Source organism: Nocardia sp. NBC_00511, assembly GCF_045161165.1.
Classification (GTDB): Bacteria; Actinomycetota; Actinomycetes; order Mycobacteriales; family Mycobacteriaceae; genus Nocardia.
The window spans coordinates 7,616,594-7,643,442 of sequence record NZ_CP107849.1 but is presented as its reverse complement, the minus strand read 5'-3'; the positions used below and the strand labels follow the sequence as shown (position 1 = coordinate 7,643,442).

The 26,849-nt window shown below is 69.2% G+C and carries 23 protein-coding genes; 14 read left to right on the top strand and 9 right to left on the bottom strand.

Annotated elements, in window-relative coordinates; all coding sequences use genetic code 11:
* Positions 1-340 precede the first annotated feature (340 nt).
* From OG300_RS35570 to OG300_RS35560, 3 genes are all read left to right on the top strand, one after another.
* Positions 341-970, top strand: a complete 630-nt coding sequence (locus OG300_RS35570) for a resuscitation-promoting factor Rpf1 domain-containing protein (protein ID WP_405488677.1) — start codon at positions 341-343, stop codon at positions 968-970.
* Positions 971-1,129: 159 nt separating this feature from the next.
* Entirely contained in the window at positions 1,130-1,327 is a 198-nt protein-coding gene (locus OG300_RS35565) for a hypothetical protein (RefSeq protein ID WP_405488675.1), read from the top strand.
* A 148-nt stretch (positions 1,328-1,475) separates the two neighbouring features.
* Positions 1,476-3,785: a helicase-associated domain-containing protein gene (locus tag OG300_RS35560; RefSeq protein ID WP_405488673.1), complete on the top strand. Its 2,310-nt coding sequence runs from the start codon at positions 1,476-1,478 to the stop codon at positions 3,783-3,785.
* 81 nt (positions 3,786-3,866) lie between these two features.
* Here OG300_RS35560 and OG300_RS35555 read toward each other — a convergent pair whose 3' ends face one another.
* A complete protein-coding gene (locus tag OG300_RS35555; protein WP_405488671.1) occupies positions 3,867-4,397 on the bottom strand; it encodes a hypothetical protein in 531 nt (176 codons plus the stop codon).
* 340 nt (positions 4,398-4,737) lie between these two features.
* Positions 4,738-6,321, bottom strand: a complete 1,584-nt coding sequence (locus tag OG300_RS35550) for a cellulase family glycosylhydrolase (protein WP_405488669.1) — start codon at positions 6,319-6,321, stop codon at positions 4,738-4,740.
* Positions 6,322-6,556: 235 nt separating this feature from the next.
* On the opposite strand from OG300_RS35550, the gene OG300_RS35545 reads away from it, so the two are divergent.
* The 4 genes from OG300_RS35545 to OG300_RS35530 all read left to right on the top strand — a co-directional run bounded on the left by OG300_RS35545 (position 6,557) and on the right by OG300_RS35530 (position 11,070).
* Positions 6,557-8,215, top strand: a complete 1,659-nt coding sequence (locus OG300_RS35545; protein WP_405488667.1) for a DNA repair helicase XPB — start codon at positions 6,557-6,559, stop codon at positions 8,213-8,215.
* Between the two features lie 37 nt (positions 8,216-8,252).
* Complete coding sequence (locus OG300_RS35540) at positions 8,253-8,921, top strand: DUF3239 domain-containing protein (protein ID WP_405488665.1); 669 nt, start codon at positions 8,253-8,255, stop codon at positions 8,919-8,921.
* Positions 8,922-8,964: 43 nt separating this feature from the next.
* Positions 8,965-9,603 carry a LysE family translocator gene (locus OG300_RS35535; protein WP_405488663.1) on the top strand — a complete coding sequence of 213 codons (639 nt, stop codon included), beginning with the start codon at positions 8,965-8,967 and terminating at the stop codon, positions 9,601-9,603.
* 63 nt (positions 9,604-9,666) lie between these two features.
* Positions 9,667-11,070, top strand: a complete 1,404-nt coding sequence (locus OG300_RS35530) for a M1 family metallopeptidase (protein WP_405488661.1) — start codon at positions 9,667-9,669, stop codon at positions 11,068-11,070.
* Here the strand turns inward: OG300_RS35530 and OG300_RS35525 are convergent.
* The 3 genes from OG300_RS35525 to sigJ all read right to left on the bottom strand — a co-directional run bounded on the left by OG300_RS35525 (position 11,067) and on the right by sigJ (position 13,973).
* The gene (locus tag OG300_RS35525) at positions 11,067-11,711 is read right to left on the bottom strand and encodes a LysE family translocator (protein ID WP_405488659.1); all 645 of its coding nucleotides are present in this window, start codon (positions 11,709-11,711) and stop codon (positions 11,067-11,069) included. The two genes, OG300_RS35530 and OG300_RS35525, sit on opposite strands and share 4 nt — an antisense overlap.
* 66 nt (positions 11,712-11,777) lie before the next feature.
* Positions 11,778-12,962 carry a pyridoxal phosphate-dependent aminotransferase gene (locus OG300_RS35520; RefSeq protein WP_405488657.1) on the bottom strand — a complete coding sequence of 395 codons (1,185 nt, stop codon included), beginning with the start codon at positions 12,960-12,962 and terminating at the stop codon, positions 11,778-11,780.
* Between the two features lie 81 nt (positions 12,963-13,043).
* A complete protein-coding gene (gene sigJ, locus OG300_RS35515) occupies positions 13,044-13,973 on the bottom strand; it encodes an RNA polymerase sigma factor SigJ (RefSeq protein ID WP_405488655.1) in 930 nt (309 codons plus the stop codon).
* Positions 13,974-14,055: 82 nt separating this feature from the next.
* On the opposite strand from sigJ, the gene OG300_RS35510 reads away from it, so the two are divergent.
* On the top strand, positions 14,056-14,646 hold the full coding sequence (locus OG300_RS35510) for a GNAT family N-acetyltransferase (RefSeq protein ID WP_405498809.1): 591 nt from the start codon (positions 14,056-14,058) through the stop codon (positions 14,644-14,646).
* 206 nt (positions 14,647-14,852) lie between these two features.
* On the opposite strand, the gene OG300_RS35505 is transcribed toward OG300_RS35510, so the two are convergent.
* From OG300_RS35505 to OG300_RS35495, 3 genes are all read right to left on the bottom strand, one after another.
* Complete coding sequence (locus tag OG300_RS35505) at positions 14,853-15,947, bottom strand: 3-deoxy-7-phosphoheptulonate synthase (protein WP_405488653.1); 1,095 nt, start codon at positions 15,945-15,947, stop codon at positions 14,853-14,855.
* 246 nt (positions 15,948-16,193) lie between these two features.
* On the bottom strand, positions 16,194-16,556 hold the full coding sequence (locus tag OG300_RS35500) for a PH domain-containing protein (RefSeq protein WP_405488651.1): 363 nt from the start codon (positions 16,554-16,556) through the stop codon (positions 16,194-16,196).
* A 15-nt stretch (positions 16,557-16,571) separates the two neighbouring features.
* The gene (locus tag OG300_RS35495; protein ID WP_405488649.1) at positions 16,572-17,453 is read right to left on the bottom strand and encodes an oxidoreductase; all 882 of its coding nucleotides are present in this window, start codon (positions 17,451-17,453) and stop codon (positions 16,572-16,574) included.
* Between the two features lie 159 nt (positions 17,454-17,612).
* Here OG300_RS35495 and OG300_RS35490 point away from each other — a divergent pair, with 159 nt between their 5' ends.
* The 4 genes from OG300_RS35490 (at position 17,613) to OG300_RS35475 (ending at position 21,281) form a co-directional block, all read left to right on the top strand.
* Positions 17,613-17,777, top strand: a complete 165-nt coding sequence (locus OG300_RS35490; RefSeq protein ID WP_405488647.1) for a DUF5993 family protein — start codon at positions 17,613-17,615, stop codon at positions 17,775-17,777.
* On the top strand, positions 17,771-18,442 hold the full coding sequence (locus tag OG300_RS35485) for a disulfide bond formation protein B (protein ID WP_405488645.1): 672 nt from the start codon (positions 17,771-17,773) through the stop codon (positions 18,440-18,442). The genes OG300_RS35490 and OG300_RS35485 overlap by 7 nt, the downstream gene beginning before the upstream one ends.
* A gap of 146 nt (positions 18,443-18,588) precedes the next feature.
* Positions 18,589-20,256, top strand: a complete 1,668-nt coding sequence (locus tag OG300_RS35480) for a (2,3-dihydroxybenzoyl)adenylate synthase (protein WP_405498808.1) — start codon at positions 18,589-18,591, stop codon at positions 20,254-20,256.
* 155 nt (positions 20,257-20,411) lie between these two features.
* The gene (locus OG300_RS35475) at positions 20,412-21,281 is read left to right on the top strand and encodes an oxidoreductase (RefSeq protein WP_405488643.1); all 870 of its coding nucleotides are present in this window, start codon (positions 20,412-20,414) and stop codon (positions 21,279-21,281) included.
* Positions 21,282-21,404: 123 nt separating this feature from the next.
* Here the strand turns inward: OG300_RS35475 and OG300_RS35470 are convergent, their stop codons facing one another.
* A complete protein-coding gene (locus OG300_RS35470; protein WP_405488641.1) occupies positions 21,405-22,754 on the bottom strand; it encodes a salicylate synthase in 1,350 nt (449 codons plus the stop codon).
* Positions 22,755-22,980: 226 nt separating this feature from the next.
* On the opposite strand from OG300_RS35470, the gene OG300_RS35465 reads away from it, so the two are divergent.
* Both OG300_RS35465 and OG300_RS35460 read left to right on the top strand, forming a co-directional pair.
* A complete protein-coding gene (locus OG300_RS35465) occupies positions 22,981-25,350 on the top strand; it encodes a glycerol-3-phosphate 1-O-acyltransferase (protein WP_405488639.1) in 2,370 nt (789 codons plus the stop codon).
* Positions 25,347-26,825: an HAD-IB family hydrolase gene (locus OG300_RS35460; protein ID WP_405488637.1), complete on the top strand. Its 1,479-nt coding sequence runs from the start codon at positions 25,347-25,349 to the stop codon at positions 26,823-26,825. The genes OG300_RS35465 and OG300_RS35460 overlap by 4 nt, the downstream gene beginning before the upstream one ends.
* Positions 26,826-26,849 lie beyond the last annotated feature (24 nt).

The following is a 26,849-nucleotide window of genomic DNA, read 5'->3' as shown; positions in this document are numbered from 1 at the left end:
GGTCACAGAGTGGTGACGGACCGCTCACGGCCGAGACTCGCCGCGACCACCTGCACAGAAGCCACTCGGAACCCCTTGTGCCGGTAGGTGACCCGGACAGACACGGCGGTTACCAAATGGAGACTTTTCCCGGCACTCGACGTATCGTCTTCCATCAGTCGGGTCAGCCCGACGCCACCGGCCCGCCGCACCGAACTTCGCCCCGCGGGAACCGGACCCCCAACTGGAATCAGGGGCGAAGACGAGGAACAGCGCACGATATGTGCGCCGGGCCGGACGACCTCTCAGTTCGACCCCGGTAGTCGACCTCGCAGGCGCGTACGAGAGGAAAGACCCGAAAATGAGTGGACGCCATCGCAAGCCGAGCAACACCGGCCGCACCGTCGCTAAGGTTGCCCTGACAGGCATCGCCCTCGGCGGCGCCGGAGTGGCCATGGCTGGCAACGCCAGCGCGGCACCCGACTCCGACTGGGATCGGCTCGCACAGTGCGAGGCCGGCGGTAACTGGGGCATCAACACCGGCAACGGTTTCCAGGGCGGGCTGCAGTTCTCCCCCGGAACCTGGACCGCACACGGCGGCGGGCAGTACGCCTCCACCGCCAACCAGGCCACCCGCGAGCAGCAGATCGCAGTCGCCGAGAAGGTACTCGCCACGCAGGGCTGGGGCGCATGGCCCTCCTGCTCCTCCCACCTCGGTCTGAGCAGCGGCCCCACGGAGCGCACCGCTCCCGCCGCCTCCGACACCCCGCAGTGGAACGCGCCGCAGTCCGGCGTCCCCGGCGGTGGCACCAACGGCACGCAGGAAGTGTTCCAGGCCGTCGATCGCGCCATCGCGGTCGCACAGCAGCAGGGCATCAACATTCCGCAGCCGGCGCTCGACTTCCTCAACGCCACCAAGGCCAACGGCACCCAGCTCGACCCGGGTCTCGTGAACTTCTTCGAGGCGAACAAGGGCATGCTTCCCCAGTAGGACAGCCCGTTCCCTCCCGCGAATGCCCCGCATCGACACCGATGCGGGGCATTCGTCCGTTCACGCCCGGGCACGCTGCCCGGCATTGCCACCGGAAAACTGTGCGGTGGGCAAACTTCCGGGTGCCGGAGCGGGCGGTCCCCACCACCTCATGCCAGAATGAGCGACGTGGTGAACAAATCGAACAAACCCTATGTCGACAACGGCTGGCCCGAGACGGCCAACGGCGATCACGCCGTCACCGAACTCTCGTCGACGCGCTCCGGCGGCCTGTCCCCGTACGGTGAGGACACCGAGTTCCCGCTGCCCGCGGACCAGCTGCCCTACGTGCACCCGTACACGGTCGTCAACCGCTGACCCAAGCACCGATCCATGCGGTTGACGGCGCTCGCTTCCGGGCGGCCGCCGCGCATACGCTCCCAGGCTCGATCCTGGTCGCCGCGGCGGCCGCGCAAGCGTGTCCCGTCCCGCTGTCTCGTCGTGCGCCCCGCCAGGATCGGGTGAAGTGAGCGATACCCCCACTCCCGCCGGGAGCACCGGTTCGACTCTGGCCGAATGGCTTTCCAAGCGCGGCGACGACGATCTGGTCGCACTGCTGCAGCTGCGGCCCGATCTCGCCGTCCCGCTGCCCGCCACCATGGCGGTGCTGGCCGCCCGCACCGAACAGCGGGCCTCGGTGCTGCGTGCCACCGACGAACTCGACACCCTGGATTTCGCGGTCATCGAGACCCTGGTGGTGCAGGGCGCTGCCGACGGCCGCCACGGCGAACCGCTGCCCGCCAAGACGTTGCGCAAACTGCTCTCGGATCGGGTGCCCGCCGCCACCGTCAACGCCTCGCTGCTGAAGCTGCGGGTACGTGCCCTGGTGTGGGGCCCGGATACCGCGCTGCGATTGACGCCCTCCGCGCAGGAGGCGCTGCCGTGGCCGTTGGGCAGCACCACCGAACTGCCGGACGCCCTCACCGAACCCGAGATCGCCGCGGCCCTGGCCGAATCCACGCCGCCGGAACGCGCCCTGCTGGACAAGCTGGCGGCCACCGGGCCGCGCGGCCGCACCCGGGACGCCGCCCCCGGCACCCCGGACGACCGCCCGGTGCAGCGGCTGCTGGGTCGGCGGCTGCTCAACTGGGTCGACGAGGAGACCGTCGAGCTGCCGATCGCGGTGGGTCAGCTGCTGCGCGGAGAGCCGGTCACCGATCCGCACGCGCTGAAGCCCCCGGCCACCGATCCCACCAAGCACGCGCCCGCCGACGTGAACGCCGTCGCGGCCGGTGAGGTGGGAGAACTGCTGCGGCACAGCGCATCCCTGCTGGAGGCGCTCGGGCAGGCGCCCGCACCGGTGCTGCGCGCGGGCGGACTCGGGGTGCGGGAGCTGCGTCGGGTAGCCAAGCAGACCGGCATCGACGAGACCCGGCTGGGCCTGCTCGCCGAAATCCTCACCGCCGCAAGACTGCTCGACAAGGGCACCCCCGAGCCGCCGCCGGACGGTGACGGCACCGAGGACTACTGGACCCCGACCACCACCACCGACGCCTGGCTGGCGGTGGTGCCGCCGCGCCGCTGGGTGGTGCTGGCACAGGCCTGGCTGGACCTCGATCGCTTCCCGTGGATGATCGGCATGCGGGACGCCAACGACAAGCCGCTGGCCGCGCTCTCGGCCGAACTGCGCAATGTGCACGCGGTGCGCGATCGCCGTGCCGTGCTGGACCTGCTGGCCGAATTCCCGCCCGGCACCGAGGTTTCCACCGCGGACCTGGCCCGCGCACTGGCCTGGCGGCAGCCGCGCTGGCGACGGCACTACCGGCTCGACGCGGTGGCGGCCACCCTCGCCGAGGCGCAGGCGCTGGGACTGGTGGCGCGCGGCGCGGTCAGCTCGGCGGGCCGGGCGCTGCTGCACGGCAGCCCCGAGGACGCGGAGTCCGAGATGGCGGCGGCCCTGCCCACGCCGGTCGACCACGTGCTGGTGCAGGCGGATCTGACGGTGATCGCCCCCGGCCCGCTGACCCCGGAGCTACAAGACCGGGTGTCGCTGGTCGCCGATGTCGAATCGGCCGGGGCGGCAACGGTTTACCGGATCAGCGACCTGTCGGTGCGGCGCGCCCTCGATGCCGGGGCGACCGCCGCCGAACTGCACCACCTGTTCACCACCCACTCGCGCACCCCGGTGCCGCAGTCGCTGACCTACCTCATCGACGATGTGGCCCGCCGACACGGCCGACTACGCGCGGGCATGGCGCAGAGCTTCGTGCGCAGTGAGGATCCGGCGCTGCTGGCCGAGGTGCTGGCCGCACCGGTGGCCGGTGAACTGGCGCTGCGCGCGGTCGCGCCGACGGTCGCCATCTCGCAGGCGTCACTGTCGGAGGTACTGGATCGGTTGCGCGCCGCGGGTTTCAGCCCCGCCGGGGAGGACTCCGCGGGCACGATCGTGGACCTGCGACCGCGCGGCGTGCGCATCGCGGCCCGCGGCGGGCAGCGCCCCAACTGGCGGCCCAATCCGCCGAGCGTCGAGCAGTTGCAGTCGCTGGTCGCCGAATTGCGGGCGGGGGAACGCGCGGCGAGTGCACGCCCGGGACAGACGGTGCGCGCCGACGGCTCCCGCACCAGCACCGTGGCCACCCTGAACCTGCTGCAATTGGCCGCCCGCACCCGGCGTCCGGTGCACATCGGCTATGTCGACGCGCAGGGGGTCGCCTCGCAGCGCGTGGTCGAACCGTTGAAAGTCGGTGGCGGACAACTCGATGCGTTGGATCCCGTCACCGGCGCGGTCCGCCATTTCACGCTGCACCGCATCGCCTCGGTCGCACTGGTCGAATAGCGCTGCCGGACAGCACGACCCGGAATTCGAGTGGAGTCGCATCTCCACCGCGAGTTCCGGGCCGGATATTCGAGATTCCCACTACCCCTTCGGATTACCCAGGCAGAAGGTCGTCTTCGGGTCGTCGACAACGCGGAAACCGATCGCGGTATTGGTGTCGCACTGGAATTCGTCGGCCTGACCGTCGATCCGCTTGAGCACCTTGAACGAGGCTTCCGGCGCGGTGCACTGCACGAACTTGTAGCCGGTGGTCTGGCTCTCGTTGTAGCAGGCGCCTTCCTTGAAATTGGGGTTCAGGCACAGGAAGGAGGTGGTGCCGCCGTTGAGGGTTTCCTCGTAGGAGGTCTGCTCGTCCTTGCAGTCGGTCTTCTTGTCGTAGACCGCGGCGACCTTGTAGACCGCCTTCTGGTCCGTGCAGTCGACCGGCTGGGTCTTGGAATCGGTCATCGATCCCTCGATGACGTTGATGCAGTCACCGACCTTGGATTTGGCGGTATCGGACTTGCTGGCGTCCTTGACCATCGAACAGCCGGTCACGGCGAATGCGGCCACGGCCACCGCCACGAGGGCGAGTACGAGGCGGAGGATCGGCCTCGTTCCTGCGAACTTCACTAGCGAAAACCTTTCTCACCGAACAGTTCACGGCTGTGAACGCGGTGAGAATACCTGTGGATCCGCCGCAACCGCATCCGACGTGCGAAGTATCGCGTTCCCGAGGGCGGAAATCCGCCGGGTCCGATACCGGGAGAGCTCAGTGGTGATACGGGAGGCCGTGGTTGGCGAGCAGCGACAGGTTGAGGATGGTGGGGAGCAGGTTGTTGAGAAGTAGCAGACCAATAGCGTTCACAATTGTTCCCTCTCGTTTTGGACGCACGTTCAGGGTCGTGCGCCGTGCACTGTGTCGCTCCCCATCATCGGCGTGTTACACCGATCCCACTGCCGATTCGGCCGGTCAGCTCCCCGATCCGGTGCCCGATCCACTACCGGCCGAGCCGGTCCCGGACCCACTGCCCGACCCGCTGCCCGCGGAACCGCTGGCAGACCCGGTCCCGATCGGCCCGGTCGGCACCGTCGCACCCTTGGAGCCCGGCCGGTTGATGTACACGGTGACCGGACCCGAGGCATCGGCCTCGACCGTCACCACTCGCGCACCCGCCGCCGAGGTGGCGTGCCCGCCCTCGACGCGCACCTGATAGCCGCCCGGGTAGTGCACATCGGAGACATAGATCTCGGTCGGCCGTCCGGTGGCGCGCGGGGTGTAGCGGTAGGCGAAGTCACCGGTGGCCGGATCGAAGATCATCCGCCCGGGCGTGCCCGAGGTGGCCTGCGGGTAGGTGCGGACCAGCTGCCGGCCGATGTCGCCGAGGAACGGATCCGGTTGCGCCCCGGCGGGTCCGAAGTGCGAGGCGTAGTGCCAGTACTGCCAGCCGACGAACCGGTCGTCGGCGCGGGTCAGCGTATTACCCAGCACGCTGGTGTCGCCGTCGCCGAATTCGGTTACCAGCGTGGGCAATTGGGTGCGGGCGGTGAAGGCGTCGATATTGCCCCAGGTCTTGTCCTGCTGCAGCGGGCACAGGCCGCGCAGAAACGTGGGCAGCCCCATGTAAATGGCCAGCTGACTGGGGATGCAGTAGTCGTGCGGCGCGAACGCGATGTCGGGCGCGGTGATGGGCGGGTTCTTGCCCAGGTTGGTGGGCATGGTTTCGTTCCAGGTGACGTTCGGCTCCCACAGCACCATCAGGTCGCCGTTGCGGGCCCGTACCGCGTCGGTCAGCTTCTGCATGGCCGCTTGATATTTCACGTCGAAGCCGGGGCAGCCGTTGGGGAAGCAGGACAGGAACGCCGAGCCCGGCCACGGCTCGTTGAGCAGTTCCACCCCGAGCGCGCCGGGGTGACCGCTGACCCGCGCGGCGAGTGCGCCGAGGGCCTGGCCGAGGTAGTCGAGGACGCCGTCGCTGTTGTTCCACACCTGGTCCCAGCCCTGGTTCATGCTGGGCATCAGGTAGTAGAGCGGGAATCCGACGTTGGGCTCGAGGGCTCCGGGTCGCGCCGAGAGCGCCCATTCGGGAAAACCGTTGCCGCCCCAGATCTTCGAGAGTCCGTCCTGGTGATTGTCGAGCAGGGTGTGAATACCCTGCTGCGCCAAGGTGTCCACGACTCCGGCGACGCGGTCGAGGTAGGCGGTGTCGACGACGCCGCGGGTGGGCATCAGCCCGTCGAAGGAGACACCGAGCCGCACGGTGTCGAAGCCGTGGCGGGCCAGCAGCGCGGCATCGTCGGCGGTGAGGGTGAAGCCGTCGCCGGGTTCGATGTAGGGCGGCTCCTTGTCGACATTGTTGACGCCGTGCAGCAGCACCACCCGGCCGCTGTCGTCGATGAAGTGGGTGCCGTCGGTGCGCAGCGGCGAGATCACGGGAGTGGGATCCGCGTGCGCGCTGACGGGTGTGGCGAGTGCGCTCGCGAGCGCGACGGCGAGTAATCCGGTGATCCATGGTCCGCGGTGTTTCCGCCGGACTGCGGCTGTGCCCTTGCGCATCGCTACCCCTGTGCAGTTCTCTGATCAAACGTCCAAATGGACGGGCGTCCAATTTTGGGTGTGATCGTAGCCACCGAAACTCGGGTCTTGACGGGTTTTCGAGACATCGACACCCACCCTGACCCGGGCGAGCTTCTGCCCATAGAAAAAAGGGCGCAGGTCACGTGGGCCGTGTCGGTGACTTCCTGGAGAATGGTCGAGGCCCGTTCGGGTCCGGACACAGCCAGGAGGTGTGATGACCGACGGTCCACTCATCGTTCAGAGTGACAAGACGCTGCTGCTGGAGGTCGACCACGAGGCGGCCAACGCCGCGCGGCAGGCCATCGCGCCGTTCGCGGAATTGGAACGGGCGCCCGAGCACGTCCACACCTACCGGATCACGCCGCTGGCGCTGTGGAACGCGCGCGCCGCGGGACACGACGCCGAGCAGGTGGTCGACGCGCTGGTGCAGTTCAGCCGGTTCGCGGTGCCGCAGCCGCTGCTGGTGGACATCGTCGACACCATGGGCCGCTACGGGCGGCTGCAGCTGGTCAAGCATCCGGCGCACGGGCTGGTGCTGGTCAGCCTGGATCGCGCGGTGCTGGAGGAAATCCTGCGGCACAAGAAGATTCAGCCCATGCTCGGCAATCGCATCGATCCCGACACGGTCATCGTGCATCCCTCGGAGCGCGGCCGGATCAAGCAGATGCTGCTGAAGGTCGGCTGGCCCGCCGAGGACCTCGCGGGCTACGTGGACGGCGAGGCGCACGAGATCAACCTGGACTTCGAGGCCGGGCACTGGCAGCTGCGCGACTACCAGGAGATGGCCGCCGATTCGTTCTGGGCGGGCGGGTCCGGCGTGGTGGTGCTGCCGTGTGGCGCGGGCAAGACCATGGTGGGCGCGGCGGCCATGGCCAAGGCCAAGGCGACCACGCTGATCCTGGTCACCAATACCGTCGCCGGGCGGCAGTGGCGGCGGGAACTGCTGGCGCGCACCTCGCTGACCGAGGACGAGATCGGCGAGTACTCCGGTGAGCGCAAGGAGGTCCGCCCGGTCACCATCGCCACCTACCAGGTGATCACCCGCAAGACCAAGGGCGAGTACCGGCACCTGGAGCTGTTCGACAGCCGTGACTGGGGTCTGGTCATCTACGACGAGGTGCATCTGCTGCCCGCGCCGGTCTTCCGGATGACCGCGGATCTGCAGTCGCGCCGCCGCCTCGGCCTGACCGCCACGCTGGTGCGCGAGGACGGCCGCGAGGGCGATGTGTTCTCACTGATCGGCCCCAAGCGCTACGACGCGCCCTGGAAGGACATCGAGGCGCAGGGCTGGATCGCCCCGGCCGACTGTGTCGAGGTCCGGGTCACCCTCACCGATGCCGAGCGGATGGCGTACGCGACCGCGGAGCCGGAGGAGCGCTACAAGCTGTGCTCGACCGCGCGCACGAAACTGCCGGTGGTGGAGGCGATTCTGGCCAAGCACCAGGGGTCGCCGAGCCTGGTGATCGGCGCGTATCTGGATCAGCTCGAGGAGTTGGGCGAGCATTTGAACGCCCCGGTGATCCAGGGTTCGACGCGTACCAAGGAGCGCGAGGAGCTCTTCGACGCGTTCCGGCGCGGGGAGATTCCGGTGCTGGTGGTGTCGAAGGTGGCGAACTTCTCCATCGATCTGCCGGAAGCGTCTGTGGCCGTCCAGGTTTCGGGCACCTTCGGGTCCCGGCAGGAGGAGGCGCAGCGGCTCGGGCGGCTGTTGCGGCCGAAACACGATGGCGGCCAAGCTCACTTCTATTCCGTCGTCTCGCGTGACACGCTGGACGCCGACTACGCCGCGCACCGGCAGCGTTTCCTGGCGGAGCAGGGGTATGCCTATCGCATCACCGATGCGGACGACCTGCTGGGGCCGACGTTAGGATAAGTGGAGGAGAGGTCTCCACAAGGCGGGAGGGACGCACGTGCGGCGCTTCGAATTCGCGGTCGACCGCGACCATGCCCGGGCGGTGAACGAGGTCGCGGCCGACCTACGGCGGCTGCGGGTACTGGCATATGCGGCCGCGGTCGTGATGGGTCTGGGCACGGCACTGTTGATCTGGGTCAACCATCCGTGGTCGTGGCTGCTGGCGGTCGCGTTCGCGGTGGGCGCGGTGACCGCGATGTTCATCGGCTACTGGACCCCGCATCGCAGCCGGGTCGACAAGCTCTACGCGGCGGGCGCGCTGGTTCCGGCCGTGGTGTCGGAGACCGACGGGGACAGCGCCACCCTGCTGGCCCTGGTCGATCTGGCGAAGCCCGACACCGCGGGTCCCCGCTACGCGCTGGTCACCCGGACGGTGCGCTCGCTGCCGGGTCACAGCACCCGCGCCGGGGAGCGGGTGCCCGCGGTCACCGTGCGCATCGACCGCGCGCCGGGCTCGGTCGGCGACCTGTGGCAGTCGGTGAGTGCCATGCCGATCGCCTGGGGCACAAGGGATGTCGCGACCATCGAGCGGGCCCGCGACGCCATCGGCGAGGCCGAGTGGAAGCTGCTCACCGACAATCTGGATCTGGCCGCCAAGGTGCGCGGCGTCGATGCCAAACGGCTGCTGCTGGATCCGCAGCAGCTGCCCGAGGAACTGCGCGGGTAGTTATTCGGGCGACAGCGGCGGGCCCGGTCCATAGAATGGTCGGATGATTCCCGCCGCGAACCTGCTGGCGTTTGTCGGCGCCGCCGTCCTCATCGCTGTGATCCCCGGTCCGGGCGTGCTGTTCGTGATCGGGCGCGCGCTCAGTTACGGCCGTCGCGCCGCCCTGCTCTCGGTGCTGGGCCACTCCCTCGGCGTGCTCGCGATCCTGGGCCTGGTGGCCGCGGGACTGGGTTCGATCCTGGCGGCCTCGGCGATCGCGCTGTCGGTCGTGAAGATCGCCGGTGCGCTGTATCTGATGTTCCTGGGCGCGCAGGCCATACGTGAACGTCGTTCGCTGCGTACGGCATTCGAGGCGAAGCTGGAGCCGATGGACCAGCGTCGCGCGCTGCGTCAGGCGGTGCTGGTCGGGGTCACCAACCCGAAGGCCATCATCTTCTTCTCGGCGATCCTGCCGCAGTTCGTGGATCGGCAGTCCGGTGCGATCCCGTTGCAGATGCTGTTGCTGGGGGTGTTGTTCCTGGTGATCGCGGTGTGCTCGGATTCGGTGTACGCCCTTGCGGCGGGCTCGGCGCGGAACTGGTTCGCGCGGTCGCCGCGGCGGCTGGAGGCGGTCGGCGGCGCGGGCGGCATGATGATCATCGGGCTGGGTGCGAGCGTGGCCGTGTCGGGCACAACCAACTGACGCCCGGGCCGGTTAGCATCGGCTCGTCGGTGATCGGTGGCGGTGAGAGGGGCGGCAGGGCGAATGCGGCACGGATGGCGGTACGCGATGCTCGGGGCGACGCTGCTGGCGGGAGCCAACATGCCTGCCGCACAGGCAGATTCGACCGACCCGCTGGCCGGTGCGCCCGGACTCGGAGATCCCTACTATCCGCTCGACGGCAACGGCGGATACCAGGCTGATCACTACGACGTCACCGTCTCCTACGATCCGCCGACCCGTCAGCTGATCGGGTCGACCCGCATCGACGCGACAGCCACGCAGGCGATGCACGCGTTCAACCTCGATTACGACGGCCCGCAGATCTCCAAGGTCACCGTCAACAATCTCCCGGCCGCGTTCGATCGCAACGGCGATCACGAGCTGACGATCACGCCGCTGCTGCCGCTGCTGCCCGGCCTGCCGTTCACGGTGGCCGTACAGTACGCGGGCCCGGTGAACAGCAGCGACGACAGCGGCTGGAACTTCTCCCCCAGCGGCGGGGCTTTCGTTGCGGGCGAACCGCATTCGGCCAGCAGCTGGTATCCGCTCAACGACTCGCCGTTGAACAAGGCGACTTTCACGCTGCACGCCTCGGTGCCGCAGGAGTGGGAGGTGATGTCGAACGGGATCAAGGTCGACGACACCGTGCAGAACGGCACCCGCACCGTCGACTGGGATATGCGCCAGCCGGTGGCCGGGTATCTGACCACGATCGCGATCGACAAGTTCCAGTTCCTCGAGCAGCAGCGCGCCAACGGCACCCAGCTGCTGAGCGCCTTCGCGCCGGATGCCCTGAAGGCCAAGGACATCGAGGCGCGGCTGCCGGAGATCCTGGATTTCCAGGAGCAGCTCTACGGCCCGTACCCGTTCGATGTGGCGGGCGGCATCTTCGTCGACACCGATCTGCAATTCTCACTGGAGACGCAGTCACGGCCGATCTACGCGCCGTGGACGGATCTGGACACCGTGGTGCACGAGGTGACCCACCAGTGGTGGGGCGACTCGATGTCGGTGCAGCACTGGTCCGACATCTGCCTCAACGAATGTTTCGCCAGCTACACCGCCGACTACCTGTGGCCGGAACGCAAGGACGGCAAGGACGTCGACGCTCAGTACCGCGAGACCGTCGCGAAATACCATGACGATCCCAAGTTCTGGCAGATCAGCCTCCAGAACCCCGGGGTGGGACAGGAATTCACCTCGGTCTACTACCGGGGCCCGCTGTTCCTGCACGCCCTGCGCCGCACCATGGGTGACGACGCCTTCTTCCCGGCGGTGCGGGATTTCGTGATGGGGCACAAGTACGGCAATGCCTCGATGCCGGAGTTCCGGCAGTTCATGCAGACCCGGACACCGCAGGATCTGAACGGATTCTTCGCCGCGTGGCTGGATCGCACCGACCGCCCGGGCGACGAGTTCCTGTACCCGGGTTCGCTGCACTCTTAGGCGGGGAGTGGCCGCGTCCGGTCGGACAGCACCAGCGCGGCCATCCCGCCCAGCACGCTGCCGGTGACGAAACGCTGGGCGCGCAACCACAGTGGCCGATCGGCGAGGAAGGCCGCGATGGCGCCGGCGCTCAGCACGATCAGGCCGTTGATCACCACGGCGATGCCGATCTGGATCGAGCCGAGGCACAGGCTCTGCAACCAGACCTGTCCGCGCGCGGGGATCACGAACTGCGGGATCAACGCCATGTAGAGGATGGCGACTTTGGGGTTGAGCAGGTTGGTGACCAGGCCCATCCCGAACAGTCGCCGAGTCGAGTCGGCGGGCAGCTCGCTGGGTTCGAACAGCGAGACCCCGCCGGGCCGCAGGATCTTCCACGCCAGGTACAGCAGGTACATCGCACCGGCCACCTTCAGTGCGAGGTACAGCGCGGGCACCACCGCGAAGATGGCGGTGATCCCGACGGTGGCGGCCACCAGGTACACGCCGAATCCGACGGCCACGCCCGCCAGCGACACCAGTCCGGCGCGGCGGCCCTGCGAGATGGTGCGTGACACCAGGTACATCATGTTCGGCCCGGGCGTCAGCACCAGGCCCAGTTCCGCGGCGGCAACTCCCAGCATCGAACTCGTCGCTATCACGATTCCGATTGTGCGCCGGACCCCCACCGCTGTCGCGAGCCAATTTCCACCCGCTGGACCCCGGCCCTAGCTGGAGGCGGGTGCGGTGTGGGCGGCGCGCAGCCGCCGCACGCCCTCGGCGATGGTCGCTTCCTTCTTGCAGAAGGTGAAGCGGACCAGACGATTCCAGGAGGCCTTGTCGTCGGCGAAGACGCTGACGGGGACGGCGGCCACCCCGAGCCGGGCCGGGAGTTCGCGGCAGAAGTCGTAGGCGTCGGTCGCGCCGAGCGGGGTGATGTCGGCGCACACGAAATAGGTTCCGTCGCTGCGCTTCACACCGAATCCGGCCTCGGTCAGTGCCGCCGAGAGGCGAAGGCGCTTCTCCGCCAGGGTGTCTCGCAGCGCGGCGACCCACTGTTGCTCGTTGTCGAGCGCGTAGGCGACGGCGGGCTGGAAGGGTCCGCCGCCGACGAAGGTGAGGAACTGCTTGGCGGCGAGCACGGCGTCCAGCAGCGGCGCGGGGGCGCAGGCCCAGCCGATCTTCCAGCCGGTGACGCTGAAAGTCTTGGCGGCACTGGAGATCACGATGGTGCGGTCGAACATGCCGGGCAGGGTGGACAGGCTGATGTGCTCGTGCCCGTCGAAGGCGAGATGCTCGTAGGCCTCGTCGGCCATCACGTACAGGTCGTGTTCGATGGCGAGGTCGGCGATGGCGGTGAGGTCGGCGCGCGAGAGCACCGCGCCGGTCGGGTTGTGCGGTGAATTCACCAGCAGCATGCGGGTATTCGGGGTGATGGCGGCGCGCAGGCTGTCCAGGTCGAGGGTGAAGCCGTCGCCGTCGGGGACCAGGCGCGCGGTGCGGCGGCGGGCTCCGGCCAGTGCGATGGCGGCGGCGTAGGAGTCGTAGTAGGGCTCGATGAGCACTACGTCCTGCCCGGGTTCGACCAGTCCGAGGATGGTGGCCGCGATGGCCTCGGTGGCGCCGACGGTGACCAGGATCTGGCTGTCCGGGTCGTAGTGGGTGCCGTAGCGGCGGGCCCGGTCGGTGGCGATGGCCTGCCGCAGCGCGGGCACGCCGCGGCCGGGCGGGTACTGGTTGAAGCCGTCGGCGATGGCCTGCCGGGCCACGTCGAGCATGCCCGCGGGTCCGTCGCTGTCGGGGAAGCCCTGGCCGAGATTGACCGCGCCGTGCCGCACGGCGAGCTCGGTCATCTCGGCGAAGATCGTCGAGGCGAAGGGCTGCAGGCGGGCAACGGTCGGAATAGTGGCCATCCCCGCAGCGTAGTGGGGAAACCGGGGCGCACCCCCGCAGGGGCGGCGCCGCGAACCCCCGGTGGGCCCGGGGCCTGCGGATCAGTGCGGCAGGCGAATTCCGGTCAGCTTGGATGGATTGACCAGGTCGTAGATGCCCCAGACGCGGCCCTCGACCACGGTGAAACCGTAGACGCGCTGCGGGCTGCCGGGCAGGCCGTCGTAGGAGGCGAACTCGTGCGACAGGATGCCGAGCTGGCCGTTGACCAGGACCGGCTCGAATTCCTGTCCGCGTCCGGCGGATTCGGTCTCCGCGGGCCCGAAGCGCTTCCACAGGCCCATCCACAGGCGGGTGTTGTTGTCCACGCCCGCAACCACATTGATCGCGGTGGAGGCGGTGCCGCCCGCGTCGCCGACGGTGCGGATTCCCGGATGCAGTGCGGCCACAACGGCGTTCACGTCGCCACCGGCCAGGGCGGCCAGCAGGCGCTCGACGGCGGCCCGGTGGGTGTCGTCGGTGACGGGTTCGGGTGCGGCGGCCGCGGCCTTGCGGGCCCGCACCGCCAGCTGCCGAGCGGCGTCGGCGGAGATGTCGAGGATCTCGGCGATCTCGTCGAACGGCACCGCGAAGCCGTCGTGCAGTACGAAGGCGACACGCTGTGGCGGGGTGAGCGTGTCGAGCACCACGAGGGCCGCGAAGCGGAACTCCTGCTTGCGCACCACCGCGGCGAGCGGATCGGGTGTGCTGGAGGGCGTCGCGCTGGTGACGATCGGCTCCGGGAGCCATTGCCCCACATACTGTTCGCGGCGCGCGGCGGCGCTGCGCAGCCGATCCAGGCAGATGCGGCTGACCACGGTGGTGAGCCAGGCGCGCAGGTCCTCGATCTCGTACTGGCGGGCGACCGCGAGCCGTAACCAGCTCTCCTGCACCGCGTCCTCGGCGTCGCTGACGCTGCCGGTGAGCCGGTAGGCCACCGAGAACAGGTGTGGCCGATGGGTTTCGAACAGATCGGCGAGGAGCGCGGCAACCATCACGAGCATGCTACGGCCGGACGGTATCGCCTCGGGCACCGGGCCGGAATCCCGCTGCGCCCGCACCCGTTTCCGTGACAGCATGACCGGCATGGACGCGGAATTCCTCACCGACGGCACGGTCTGGCTGTCGCCGCCGACCGTCTCCGATATCGACGACATCACCACCCTGTGCCAGGAGCCGTCCATCGGCGCCTGGACCACCATGCCGGTCCCCTATCAGCGCGCGGACGCCGAGAAGTTCATCTACGACCTGGTCGGTCCGGGCTGGGCCACCCGCAGTCCGACCTGGGCGCTGCGCCGCAGCGAAGGCGGTCCGGTGGTGGGCATGACGGGTCTCGGCCCGCTCTATCACCGACGGGACGACGACACCGCCGAGATCGGTTTCTGGTTGTCGTCCGCGGCCCGGGGCGCGGGGCTGATGACCCGGGCGGTGCGCCTGGTCGGCACGGTCGGCCTGGACCCGAAGGTGCTGGGTTTCCAGCGGCTGGAGTGGCGGGCCTTCGTCGGCAATCACGGCTCGGCGGCGGTGGCCAGGCGGGCGGGTTTCCACTACGAGGGCCTGCTGCGCGGCGGCGGGGTGCAGCGCGGCACCCGCCGCGATATCTGGGTGGCGAGCCGCCTGCACACCGATCCCGATGTGCAGGGCGAGAATTGGCCCGAGGGCGTCTGATCCAGCGCTGATTCGGCTGGGTCTGATTCGGCTGGGTCTGATTCGGCTGGGTCTGATTCGGCTGGGTCTGATTCGGAAATGAGTTCGGCGCACACCCGCCGGACTGGGTGTGCGCCGAACCTAGTGTGCACGCGGAACTGTGTGCGCGCGAGCGGTACTCGCTGGTGCGCGAGCGGTACTCACGCGTTCCGGGTGCGGGCCGGGGGTCAGCCGCGGGCAGCGCGGCGGGCGGTGACGGCGTCGGCGAGGCGGTCGAGCTGGGTGGCGGTGACCTCCCAGTCGAGGCAGGCGTCGGTGATGGACTGGCCGTAGGTGAGCTGCTCGGGGTGGCCGAGGGTCAGGTCCTGACGGCCCGCGACGAGGAAGCTCTCCATCATCAGGCCGACCACGGTGTCCTCGCCGCCCGCGATGCGGTCGGCGATGTCGGTGACGACATCGACCTGCTTGTTGTGGTCCTTGTTGCTGTTGCCGTGCGAGGCGTCGACGACCAGGCGCTGCGGCAACGCCGACTTCTCCAGGCGCAGCAGGGCTTCCGAGCAGGAGGCGGCGTCGAAGTTGGTGCCGTTGCTGCCGCCGCGCAGGATGACGTGGCAGTCCGGGTTGCCCGCGGTGCGGATCAGCGCCGAGCGACCGTCGAGGTCGGTGCCGGGGAAGACGTGGCTGGCGGCCGCGGCGCGCACGCCGTCGACCGCGACCTGCACGTCGCCGTCGGTGCCGTTCTTGATGCCGACCGGCATGGACAGCGCCGAGGACAGCTGACGGTGCACCTGGCTGGCGGCGGTGCGGGCGCCGATCGCGCCGTAGGAGACCAGGTCGGCGATGTACTGCGGGGTGATCGGGTCGAGGAACTCGCAGGCGACCGGCAGGCCGAGCGCGGTGATGTCGACCAGCAGGCGACGGCCCAGGTCGAGACCGGTGTTGATGTCGAAGCTGCCGTCCAGGTGCGGGTCGTTGATCAGACCCTTCCAGCCCAGCGTGGTGCGCGGCTTCTCGAAGTAGACGCGCATCACCACGAGCAGGCGGTCGTCGAGTTCGGCGGCCTTGGCGGCCAGGCGGCGCGCGTAGTCGATGGCGGCCTCGGGGTCGTGCACCGAACACGGGCCGACGATGACCATCAGGCGGTCGTCGTCGCCGTTGAGCACGTCGACGGTGGCCTTGCGGCCGGCGCGCACGATATTGGCGAGGTTGTCGTCGATCGGGTGCGCGGCACGGACCTCACGCGGCGAACTCAGCGGGCTGATGCTCAGCGTGCGCTGATCGTCGAGATCGGCGTGGCGTTCGAGATCGATGGCGGTAGACATCGGAGGGTTTCCTGTTCCCAGTCCGACCCGCGGGAGAGATGGTGCGAAACCCCTTGGTGCCGGTCTGTATTCGTCCGGCTCGGGGTGGAAGTTGTCAGCGCAGGTCGGCGCCGCCAGGCCCACCCGGGGCCGGCTCGCTAAACCAGAAATACACGCGCTGCATGCCCGGCACTGTACCAGAGATCGGAAAAAGCGCGTGTGGCGTGGGCCACGTGCGCTCGAGAAGCGAATCTCGAGGGCTGGGATTCAGCGGGCGATGTAGTGCAGGATCACGTCGTGCACGTGGCGGGTCTTCTCGTCGCCGCGGAACTCCACCTCGTAGGTGTGATGCCCGGTGCTGATGGCGATGTGCCCGGAGGAGAACCACTGTCCGGCGAAGGACTTGTTGGTCAGGATGCTGACGCTGGAGATCCGCGCGTACGGAATGCTCGTGATGGCGATCTTCTTGCCGACGAACGAGTTGTCCTGCACGATGACCCGCCGATCGGTGAGCCCGAGGAATCCGGTGCCCACTCCGATGGCGTCGTAGACGGCCAGGATCTGCTCGCCGGGCAGCAGTCCCTGCTGGATCTTGTCGAACTGATCGCGGCGATCGAATGGAATGCTCACGGCCCCCGCCCTCGGTCAGCGTCGCACGAACGGATAGCTGACCTTGGTCAGCTGCTCGGACAGTTCCCACAGCCGCCGCGCGGTGACCTCGTCCTTGGAGGCCGCGGTGGAGGTGGAGGGTCCGGGGTGGCCGCGCATGCCGCGCAGTCCGGTGGGTCCGTAGAAGCCGCCGGGTTCGACGTCGGCGGTGGCGGCGAACAGGCTTGGCAGCGCACCCATTTCGGCGCTCTGCGCGAAGAGCCGGTTGCCGATCGCCATCAGGGTGTCGTAGAAGGACTCGGTGTGGCCCTGCAGGTCGGTGGCGGCGTAGCCGGGGTGCGCGGCGACCGACAGCTTGGTGGATCCGGCCGCGGTCAGGCGGCGCTGGAGTTCGCGCGCGAACATCAGGTTGGCCAGTTTGGACTGCCCGTAGGCGGGCCAGCGCTGATAGGAGCGCTGCTCCCAGTTGAGATCCTCGAGGTCGATCTTGCCGAGGGCGTGCATGCCGCTCGACAGCGTGACCACCCGATCGCGAATCTTGTCCAGCAGCAAGCCGGTCAGCGCGAAGTGGCCGAGATGGTTTGTACCGACCTGTGATTCGAAGCCGTCGGCGGTGCGGCGCAGCGGCACCGCCATCACGCCCGCATTGTTGATCAGCACGTCCGCGCCGTCGATGGAGTCGGCGAATTCGCGCACCGAGGCGAGGTCGGCGAGATCGAGGCGGCGCACCTGTGCGTTGGGCCCGATCTCATCGGCGACCGAGCGCCCCTTGAGTTCGTTGCGGCAGGCCATGATCACCCGTGCGCCCGCGCCCGCCAGCGCCCGCGCGGTGACCGCGCCCAGCCCGCTGTTGGCACCGGTCACGATGATCGTGCGACCCGTCTGATCGGGGATGTCGGAGATGTCCCAGCCGCTCACGGTGTCGAGTCTAGGGGCGCGGGGGCGCGACCGCCGGGTCTCGCCCGGAACCGCTGGGTGACCACGAGTTTGCCGATGCGGGACCAGCGTTCATCGGCGCGGCGTGTCCGGTCCCGATTGAAGCGGTTCCACCTGCGCAAACAGGTAGCGTCCGCGACCATGGACACGCTGATACTCGCGGGTTTGCTAGGGGTCCTGATCCTGATCTGGAAGCAGGGCTCCCGCCGCTCGGTCCTGGCGGCCTGGTGGATCGTGCTGCTGCTCTGCGCGGGACTGCTGAAGTATCACATCACCAGCGGCCTCGGCTTGGGGCTGACATGGTGACCGTCACCGGCACCACGGAACCCACCGGAACCACAAGCGGCGGTGGCGTTCTCGGTCAGCTGCAGTACTGGCTGGCGGTCATCTTCGTGATCGGCTGGACGGGCGTGATCTGCGGCGGGCTCGGCGTGCAATTCGGCACCTGGGACTACCCGTGCCCACTGTGCATGCTGCAGCGCTACTTCATGGCGCTGGCCGCGCTGGGCGGGGCGTACATCGTGCGCAAGGGCATGACCGGGACGCTGGTCCGGCGCGACTACATGGTCGGCTGGGGCCTGGCGGTGGTGGCCTGCTTCGGCGGCGGCTTCACCGCGTGGCGGCAGACCATGCTGCACATCCTGCCGGGCGACAAGGGTTACGGCGGCGCGGTCCTGGGCCTGCACCTGTACGTGTGGGCGCTGGTGCTGTTCGTGGCGGCCGTCACGACAATCGGTGTGGTGCTGTCGTTTTCGTACGCGACGGCGGCGGAATCGATTCCGGCCCGGCCACATCGGGCGCTCGGCACGCTGGCGCTGGGCTTCCTCGGCGTGGTCCTGGTGATCAACCTGGTCGCGACCTTCTTCCTGGAGGGCTTCCACGGCGCGCTCCCCGACGACCCGTCCTGCTATCAGCTGCTGCACGATCTGGGAATCCTGAAGGGCGGCTGCGTGCTGCCCGCCGCGAGCTGACTTCCGCGCGCACCCACCGATACCCGCGTTCCGCCGAGGACGCGGGTATCGCCGTCTTCGACCGCCACCCCACACGACCACCCAGTGAGATAGGGTTGCCTAACCTAAAGGATCCCCGACTCGCGAAGGTCAGCGCCGTGACATCGATCGACCCCGCCGCCCCGGACCACCGCGACGGCTTCGTCCCCTTCCCCGCCGACCTCGCGCAGCGGTACCGGCAGGCCGGGTACTGGACCGGCCGCCCGCTCGGCGAGCTACTGCGTGCCGCCGCCCGCGCCACCCCCACCGCACCCGCCCTGCACCCGGACCCGGCGGCAGCGCGGCCCGCGTGGCTCGGCTCCGGCGAATCGGCCTCGGGCGCAAGCGGTCCGGCGATCACCTACGCGGAGCTCGACGCGGCGGCGGATCGGATGGCGCACGGGTTGCTGTCCCTGGGCATTCGCACCGGCGACCGCGTGGTGGTGCAGCTGCGCAATACGCCCGTGTTCGTACCGGTCCTGTTCGGCCTGCTGCGGGCCGGGATCATCCCGGTGCTGACCCTGCCCGCACACCGCCGGGCCGAGATCGAGCATCTGGCACGGCTTTCCGGCGCGGTCGCCTACCTGGTCTCGGAGCGGGACGGCGAATTCGACTATCGCGCACTGGCGGACGAGGTCGCCGCCGCCGTGCCCACCCTGCGGCACGTGCTCGTGCACGGCGATCCTGGCCACCACACCGCGCTGGATTCGGTTCCCGCCGAAGGTGATTCGCTGCCGGAGATCGACGCCTCCGATATCGCCCTGATGCTGGTGTCGGGCGGCACCACCGGTCTGCCCAAGCTGATCGCCCGCACCCACGACGACTACACCTACAACGCCACCGCCAGCGCCGAGGTGTGCGAACTGGGCCCGCAGGATGTCTACCTGGCGACTCTGCCTGTCGCGCACAACTTCCCGCTGGCCTGCCCCGGCATCCTGGGCACGGTCGCCACCGGCGGCTCCATGGTCTTCGTCACCGATCCCAGCCCGGAGAGCGTTTTCGCGACCATCGAGCGGTACGGCGTGACCGTCACCGCCGTGGTGCCGCCGCTGGCGCAACTGTGGTGTGCCGCAGTCGAATGGGAGGAGGCCGACCTGTCCTCGCTGCGGCTGCTGCAGGTCGGCGGCGCGAAGCTGGCGGAGGTGAATGCCCGTGAGGTGGGTCCCGCGCTGAACGTGCGCGTGCAGCAGGTGTTCGGCATGGCCGAGGGCCTGCTCAACTACACCCGCGCCGAGGATTCCGACGATCTGGTCTGCACCACGCAGGGCCGTCCCCTGTCCCCCGCCGACGAGGTGCGGGTGGTCGACGAGCACGGCCGCGACGTCGCCCCGGGCGAGGAGGGCGAGCTGCTCACCCGCGGCCCCTACACGCTGCGCGGCTACTACCGTGCCCCGGAACACAATTCGCGCGCCTTCACCCCGGACGGCTTCTACCGCAGTGGCGACCTGGTCCGGCAGCTGCCCAGCGGCCACCTGATCGTGTCGGGCCGCATCAAGGATGTGATCAATCGTGGCGGCGAGAACATCTCCTGCGACGAACTCGAGGAGCATCTGCTCGCCCACCCGGTGGTGCGGCACGCGGCCGCCGTCGGCCTCCCCGACCCCGCGCTCGGCGAGAAGGTCTGTGTCGTGCTGGTCACCGACGGCGAAGCGCCCACCCTGGCCGAACTGAAGTCCTTCCTCACCGCCCGGGGCCTGGCCACCTACAAACTCCCGGATGTCCTGCGCCGCACCGACATCCTGCCGGTGACCGCCGTCGGCAAGATCGACAAGAAGGCGCTGGCGGCCGCCCGCTGATCGACCGGGACCTGTGCGGGTCCGCCATCGCACCGGCCCGGATCCGTCACCGCGTCGCCGCGAATCGGCCACCGGTGACCGGGTCGGATAACGGTGTGGAGTTGCTCACCGTGGTTCAGCGGGCGGAGATCGGTGTCGCGTCATAGGGTTCATCTATGGGCGGGTGGAATACAGCGGATATCCCTGACCAGCAGGGGCGGATCTACATCGTGACCGGGGCGACCAGCGGGCTGGGCGAGGCCACCGCCCGGGCACTCACCGCCGCGGGCGCGCAGGTGATCATGGCCTGCCGCAACCAGATCAAGGGTCAGGCGGTCGCCAAGACCATGGGCGGCAACGCCCAGGTGCGGGCCCTCGACCTGGCGGATCTGGCCTCGGTGCGCGCGTTCGCCGACACCGTCGAGCGCGCCGACGTGCTGATCAACAACGCGGGCGTGATGGCGGTGCCCAAGAGCGCCACCGTCGACGGTTTCGAAAGCCAGATCGGCACCAACTATCTCGGCCACTTCGCGCTGACCGGTCTACTGCTGGACCGGATTTCGGAGCGGGTGGTGAACACCTCCAGCATCACGCACTTCATCGGCCGCATCGATCTGGAGGATCTGAACTGGGAGCGCCGCGCCTACTCGCGGTTCGGCGCGTACGCGCAATCCAAACTGGCCCTGCTGCTGTTCACCTACGAGTTGCAGCGGCGGCTGGAACTGGCCGGGTCCGACAAGCTGGCGGTGGCCGCGCATCCCGGCTACGCGGCCACCGAGATCAGCTCCAAGACCGAGAACATCCTCGAGCAGATCGTCGGCCTCGGCAATCGCCTGATCGCGCAGAGCGCCGAAATGGGCGCGCTGCCAACCCTGTTCGCCGCCACCGCCGACGCCGAACCCGGTGCGTACTACGGCCCGGACTGGTTCAACTGGCGAGGTAACCCCACGCGGGTGTCGTCCACCGCCGCCTCCCACGACGAGAAAACCGCCCGGCAGCTCTGGGAGCTGTCCGAGCGGTTGACCGGCGTCGATTTCACGATCTGACCCGGTGGTCGCCGACGGCCGCGAGACAGCTCGCGACCGTCGGCCCCGGGAAGGCGGGCCCGGATGGAAATCCTTGCGGCCCGCAGGTTGTCAGGCCGCCAGGCTGCGGCGGCCTCACACGGTTCAGGACGCGAGTTCCTCCGCGCGCACCACGTACGGCGCGACGCTGCCGAGCTTCTCGCAGGTCTCCTCGAATTCACGCTCGGGCCGCGACTGCCCCACCACGCCCGCGCCCGCGCGCAGCCACGCGCCCGCGCCGGTCTGGTAGACGGCGCGCAGCACCAGGGTCGCCTCCAGTTCGCCGTCCGGCGAAACCGTCACCACCGCACCGGAGTACAGCCCGCGCGCATCGTGGTCGAGGCGGAACACGGCGTCGACGCCCTCGGCCTTGGGAATGCCGGAGGCGGTCACCGACGGGAACAGCTTCTCGAGCGCGTCCCACGGGCTGCGGTCGGCGGCCAGGCGGCCCCGCACCGTGGAAGCCAGATGCTGGACGCTGCCGCGTTCGCGCACGGCCATGAAATCGGAGACGGCCGTGGTGTCGGGTTCGGCGACGGCGGCGATCTCGGCGAACGAGGTCTGCACCGAGATCGCGTGCTCCACGATCTCTTTCGGGTCCCGGACGAGTTCGTCTCGGGCGGCCGAGTCGATCTCCGCGCCGCGACCGAAGGCGCGGGTGCCGGCCAGCGGCTCGGTGGTGACGACGCGGTCGCGGTCCACGGCGGCCACCAGTTCCGGACTGAACCCGGCGGCCTCGAGCCCGCCCAGGCGCAGTAGGAACGAGCGGGCGGGGGTGTTGTGCGCGCGACCCAGCCGGTACGTGGCCGGAATGTTCACCGCGAAGGGCAGTTCCACCTTCCGCGACAGGATCACCTTCTGATAGCGCCCGCTGCGGATCTCCGCGACGCCGGTGGCGACCCGGTCCTGGTATCCGGTGGGATCGACGGTCACGTCGACCGGATGTGCCTGCGGCAGTGGCTGATTCTGGGAAGTGGCCAGCAGCGCGTGGATATCGCCGGTCTCGGCGGGCGTCGCGCCGCTGACCCGAACCCCGGCGGCGTCGATGCGCACCTCGATGCGCGGGATCATCAGGTTGGCGAGGGTGGCCCGGGGGTGCACGTGCGCGGTCGCCGCCAGCGACCAGGCGCAGAATTCGAATCCGATCCAGCCGAAGGCGTTTCGGCCCTCCAGCGGCAGTCCGGCCAGGGCCTGGTCCACGGCCTGCGCGGGGCTGCCGGTCCACGGTCCGACGGTGGTGCGGCCCGCCCAGCTGACCCGCAGTTCGCCCGCGTCGAGTTCGATGCCGCCGAGCGGGTCGGCGGCGAACACCCATTCGCCGGGACGTTCGTACACCACGTATTCGCCGAATCGATCGGCTGCCGCGAGTGCGGTGACCGCTGCGACCGGATCGGTGACGTACTCACCCCAACGCTGCTCGCCCTCGGGCCGTACCCGTTCGTCCGCGACCGACACCAGACCTCCAAGGTTATGCTTACCTAACTTGTGGAGTGAGGTTAGCATTACCTTTCCATTAAGCGGGAGTCCCGCTGGGCGACTTCCGTCACGGCCGCCCCGTCGCCGGACCTGTCGAACCCCGCCAACACCCCGGGCCAAGCCCGCGAATTGCTGGACCTGCCACCCGGAACGCCCGATTCGGCTTCAATGGGTTACGGCGGCTCCACGCGCGGAGGGAACGAACATGCTCGATCACGACAGTCGGCTTCCCGAGGCCGCCCTCACCGCACCGCATTCGGTGGTCGCGCTCGTCGACGCCACCTCGCAGGTGGAACGCGAACTGGTCGGCCACTGGCTCGCCGAGGGCGGCATCGCGCAGGAGTTCGGCACCACCGCACCGGTCACCCAACTCGACCTCGATCCCGGCGCGGTCACCACCCGCCTGGTCGGCCGTGGCGACGACCCGCTGGTGGTTCCCGTGCGGGTGCTGTGGCTGCCGCCGGAACGAGACGGCGTGCGCCGCACCACCTTCAGCGATCTGATCTCACTGACCAACCCGCGCAAGCCGCACCGGATCATGCAGCGCCGACTGCTCAGCAAGTCCCCCGACCGCCACCTGATCCTGGCCGGGCAGCCGGCCCGGCTCAGCGAGCTGCGCGCCAACAACCCCGCGAGTGCCGGTGTCCCCGAGGCTTTCGGCCGCGCCATCGTGCGCGCGGGCATCGTGGCGCTCGAACGCGCCGAGCGCGCGGTGATCGGCGACCGGTACAAGGTGCCGCGACTGGTGGTCGAGGAGATCCTCGACTCGCCGGAGTTCCTGCGCCGCCTCGACGCCATCGCCGAGGAGTCCGGGGCTTCCTCCCGCGAGGTGTACCGGCGCGCGGAAAAGGGCCTGCGCGAGCTGGTCGCGGCCCAGAGCCGTCTGGTCTCCGACCTGTTCACCCAGGCCATGCGCCCGGTGCACGCCTCCACCTGGAACGTCGACACCGAGGCCTCCGGCCTGGACCGGCTGCGTACCCTCAACCGGCGCTACCCGCTGGTCTTCCTGCCCTCGCACCGCTCCTACGTGGACGCCTTCGTGCTGGGAGACATCCTGGCGCGCAGCGACTTCCCGCCCAACCACGTGGTCGGCGGCGCGAACCTCAAGTTCTGGCCGATCGGCCCGATCGCGCGCCGCACCGGAACCGTGTTCATCCGCCGCAGTTTCGGCGACGACGAGGTGTACAAAGCCGTCGTCGAGGAGTACTTCGCCTACCTGCTGGCCAAACGCTTCAACCTGGAGTGGTACTTCGAGGGCGGCCGCACCCGCACCGGCAAGCTCCGCCCGCCCCGCTACGGACTGCTGAATTACCTTGCGGCGGCGCTGCGTTCGAAGCGCATCGACGACGTGATGTTGGTACCGGTGTCCATCACCTACGAGCGGCTCAACGAGATCGGGGCCATCGCCGACGAGCAGACCGGCGGCAGCAAGCAGGCCGAGGGCCTGCCCTGGCTGGCCAGATACGTTCGCAACCAGCAGCATTCGGCAGGACACGTCTACGTGCGCTTCGGCACCCCGCTCTCGGCGCGCGATCGCCTTGCCGTGCACGGGGATCCGCTCACCGCGCCGGTGCTGCCCGCCGTCGAGGACACCCTCGAACGCGAACACCGGGCCGTGCAGCGGCTGGCCTTCGAGGTCGCCGTCGGCATCAACGACGTCACCCCGATCACCGTCAACTCGCTCACCACCCTGGTGCTGCTGGGCGTGCACGAGCGCGCCCTCACCCGCGCCGAACTGCGCACCGCCATCGCCCCGGTGCTCGGCTACATCGAGCACCGCGGCCTGCCGCACGGCGAGATCGCCACGCTGCGTGACGATCACGGCCTGGCGGTGGTGCTCGAACAGCTGGCCATCGCCAAGGTGGTGACCGTGTACCGCGGCGGCCTGGAGGCGGTGTACGCCATCAACGCGGGCGCGCACCTGGAGGCGGCGTTCTACCGCAACAGCTCCGTGCACTGGTTCGTCAACCGCGCCATCCTCGAACTGGCCATCCTCTCGGCCGTGGAAGCGCCGGAGGGCGATCAGCTGCGGGTCGGCTGGGAGGCCGCCTACCGCCTGCGCGACCTGCTCAAGTTCGAATTCTTCTTCCCCGAGCGCGCCGAGTTCACCAGTCAGCTGACCGCGGAAATGCTGCTGGTGGACCAGGATTGGCATCAGCGCACCGCGGCGGGCACCGTCGGCGCGGACGTGCTGGCGCGGCTGGCCGACTCCGGATTCATGATGGCGCACCGGGTGCTGCGCTCCTTCTTCGACGCACAACTCGTGGTGGCCGAACGCCTGGCCGCCCGCGATCCGGTGCTGCCCGTCGACAAGAAGATGTTCGTCGACGAGTGCCTGCAGGTCGGCAGGCAGATGCTGTTGCAGCAGCGGCTGCACAGTCCCGAATCGGTGTCGTCGGAATTGTTCGGCAGCGCACTCAAACTCGCCGACAACCACAACCTGCTCACCCCCGCCGACGATCCCGCCGACCTGGCCGCCCGCCGCAGCCGCTTCGCCGACGAACTGCGGGCCATCAGCGGCCGCATCTCCCGCGCCGCCACCCTCGACCCGTCCAACCGGCTGGAAGCGCTGTGACACACCGGTCCTGGGTCGGCATCACCCAGCAGGCCATCGGCGCAATGGATCTCGATACGGCCGTCGAAGCGGTGCGGTCCGGTCCGCGAGGGCCGCGGATCGCCGCGGTCTTCGATTTCGGCGGCACCGTGGTGCACGGCTTCAACCCGCCCCCGCTCATCTACCGCGCGGTGCGCCGCAGCAGCACCGAGAACGCGCTCAATGCCTCACTGCTGGGCAGTATTCGAGGCGCGCGCAGCGAGGGCGAATACGAGCAGTTCCTGCAGACCGCCATGTACAGCTGGGCCGGAGTCCGCGAATCCCAGCTGGAAGAGCTGGGCGAACAGCTGTTCCGGCGCACCGTGTACGGGCACCTGTACCCGGAGGCGTGGCGGCTGGTGCGCGAGCACGAGGCGGCCGGGCACACGCTGGTGCTGGTCAGCTCGGTGACCCGCTATCAGGTGGAGCCGGTGGCGCGCGAACTCGGCATTCCGCACGTGCTGTGCACCGCCATGGCGGTGCAGGACGGGGTCCTCACCGGGCACGTCGACGGAAAGCCGCTGTGGCGCAACGGGAAGGCCGACGCGGTCCGACGCTTCGCCATCGCCAACGACCTGGACCTGTCGCACAGCTGGGCCTACGCCGACAGCGCACCCGATCTACCGCTGCTGGCGACGGTCGGCCACCCGGTGGCGGTCAACCCGGACCCGCGCGTGGTCCTCGAAGCCGCCGAAAGGGCCTGGCCGGTCCTGCGTTTCCGGCCGCGCGCCGCACCCCGCGCCACCGACTACGCGCGCACCTTCGCCGGACTCACCGGTCTGCTGACCGGAGCGCTGATCGGGGTCGCGGCCAAGGCGCACACCAAACAGCGCCGCCAGATGGCGGATTCGATGATGACCTACGCCGCGGACACCACCCTGCTCGGCTCCCGGGTGAAGGTGCGGGTGTCCGGCGCCGAGCACACCCGGGCCCCGCGCCCGGCGGTGTTCATCTTCAATCACCAGAGCCAGTTCGACATCGTGGTGCTCGCCGAGGTGCTGGGCACCGGATTCACCGGTGTCGCCAAGCGCGAGGTCACCAAGAATCCGATCTTCGGGCCGCTCATGCGATTCGTAGAGGTGACGTTCATCGACCGCTCGAACACGGTGGCCGCCAAGGCCGCCCTGCAACCGGTGGTCGAAACCCTGCGCGGCGGACTGTCGGTGGTGATCGCCCCCGAGGGCACCCGCTCGCTGACCCCGCGACTGGGCCCGTTCAAGAAGGGGGCCTTCCACATCGCGATCCAGGCGGGCGTCCCGGTGATCCCGGTGGTGATCCGCAATGCCGGTGAAATCGCGTGGCGCAATTCGGCAATCGTGCGCAAAGGCGTCGTCGACGTGGCGGTACTGGACCCCATCGAGGTCGGCGGCTGGAATCCGGCCGCCATGGACGCCGAGGTGGAGCAGGTCCGGCAGCTGTTCACCGACACCCTGCTGCACTGGCCCGAACCCGACTGAGCAGCACCGTCATCCGGCACGGCA

Coding starts and splice junctions, on each gene's coding strand:
- OG300_RS35570 (WP_405488677.1), top strand. CDS start 341: ATGAGTGGACGCCATCGCAAGCCGAGCAACACCGGCCGCACCGTCGCT.
- OG300_RS35565 (WP_405488675.1), top strand. CDS start 1,130: ATGAGCGACGTGGTGAACAAATCGAACAAACCCTATGTCGACAACGGC.
- OG300_RS35550 (WP_405488669.1), bottom strand. CDS start 6,321: ATGCGCAAGGGCACAGCCGCAGTCCGGCGGAAACACCGCGGACCATGG.
- OG300_RS35545 (WP_405488667.1), top strand. CDS start 6,557: ATGACCGACGGTCCACTCATCGTTCAGAGTGACAAGACGCTGCTGCTG.
- OG300_RS35535 (WP_405488663.1), top strand. CDS start 8,965: ATGATTCCCGCCGCGAACCTGCTGGCGTTTGTCGGCGCCGCCGTCCTC.
- OG300_RS35530 (WP_405488661.1), top strand. CDS start 9,667: ATGCGGCACGGATGGCGGTACGCGATGCTCGGGGCGACGCTGCTGGCG.
- OG300_RS35520 (WP_405488657.1), bottom strand. CDS start 12,962: ATGGCCACTATTCCGACCGTTGCCCGCCTGCAGCCCTTCGCCTCGACG.
- sigJ (WP_405488655.1), bottom strand. CDS start 13,973: ATGGTTGCCGCGCTCCTCGCCGATCTGTTCGAAACCCATCGGCCACAC.
- OG300_RS35510 (WP_405498809.1), top strand. CDS start 14,056: ATGACCGGCATGGACGCGGAATTCCTCACCGACGGCACGGTCTGGCTG.
- OG300_RS35505 (WP_405488653.1), bottom strand. CDS start 15,947: ATGTCTACCGCCATCGATCTCGAACGCCACGCCGATCTCGACGATCAG.
- OG300_RS35490 (WP_405488647.1), top strand. CDS start 17,613: ATGGACACGCTGATACTCGCGGGTTTGCTAGGGGTCCTGATCCTGATC.
- OG300_RS35485 (WP_405488645.1), top strand. CDS start 17,771: ATGGTGACCGTCACCGGCACCACGGAACCCACCGGAACCACAAGCGGC.
- OG300_RS35475 (WP_405488643.1), top strand. CDS start 20,412: ATGGGCGGGTGGAATACAGCGGATATCCCTGACCAGCAGGGGCGGATC.
- OG300_RS35465 (WP_405488639.1), top strand. CDS start 22,981: ATGCTCGATCACGACAGTCGGCTTCCCGAGGCCGCCCTCACCGCACCG.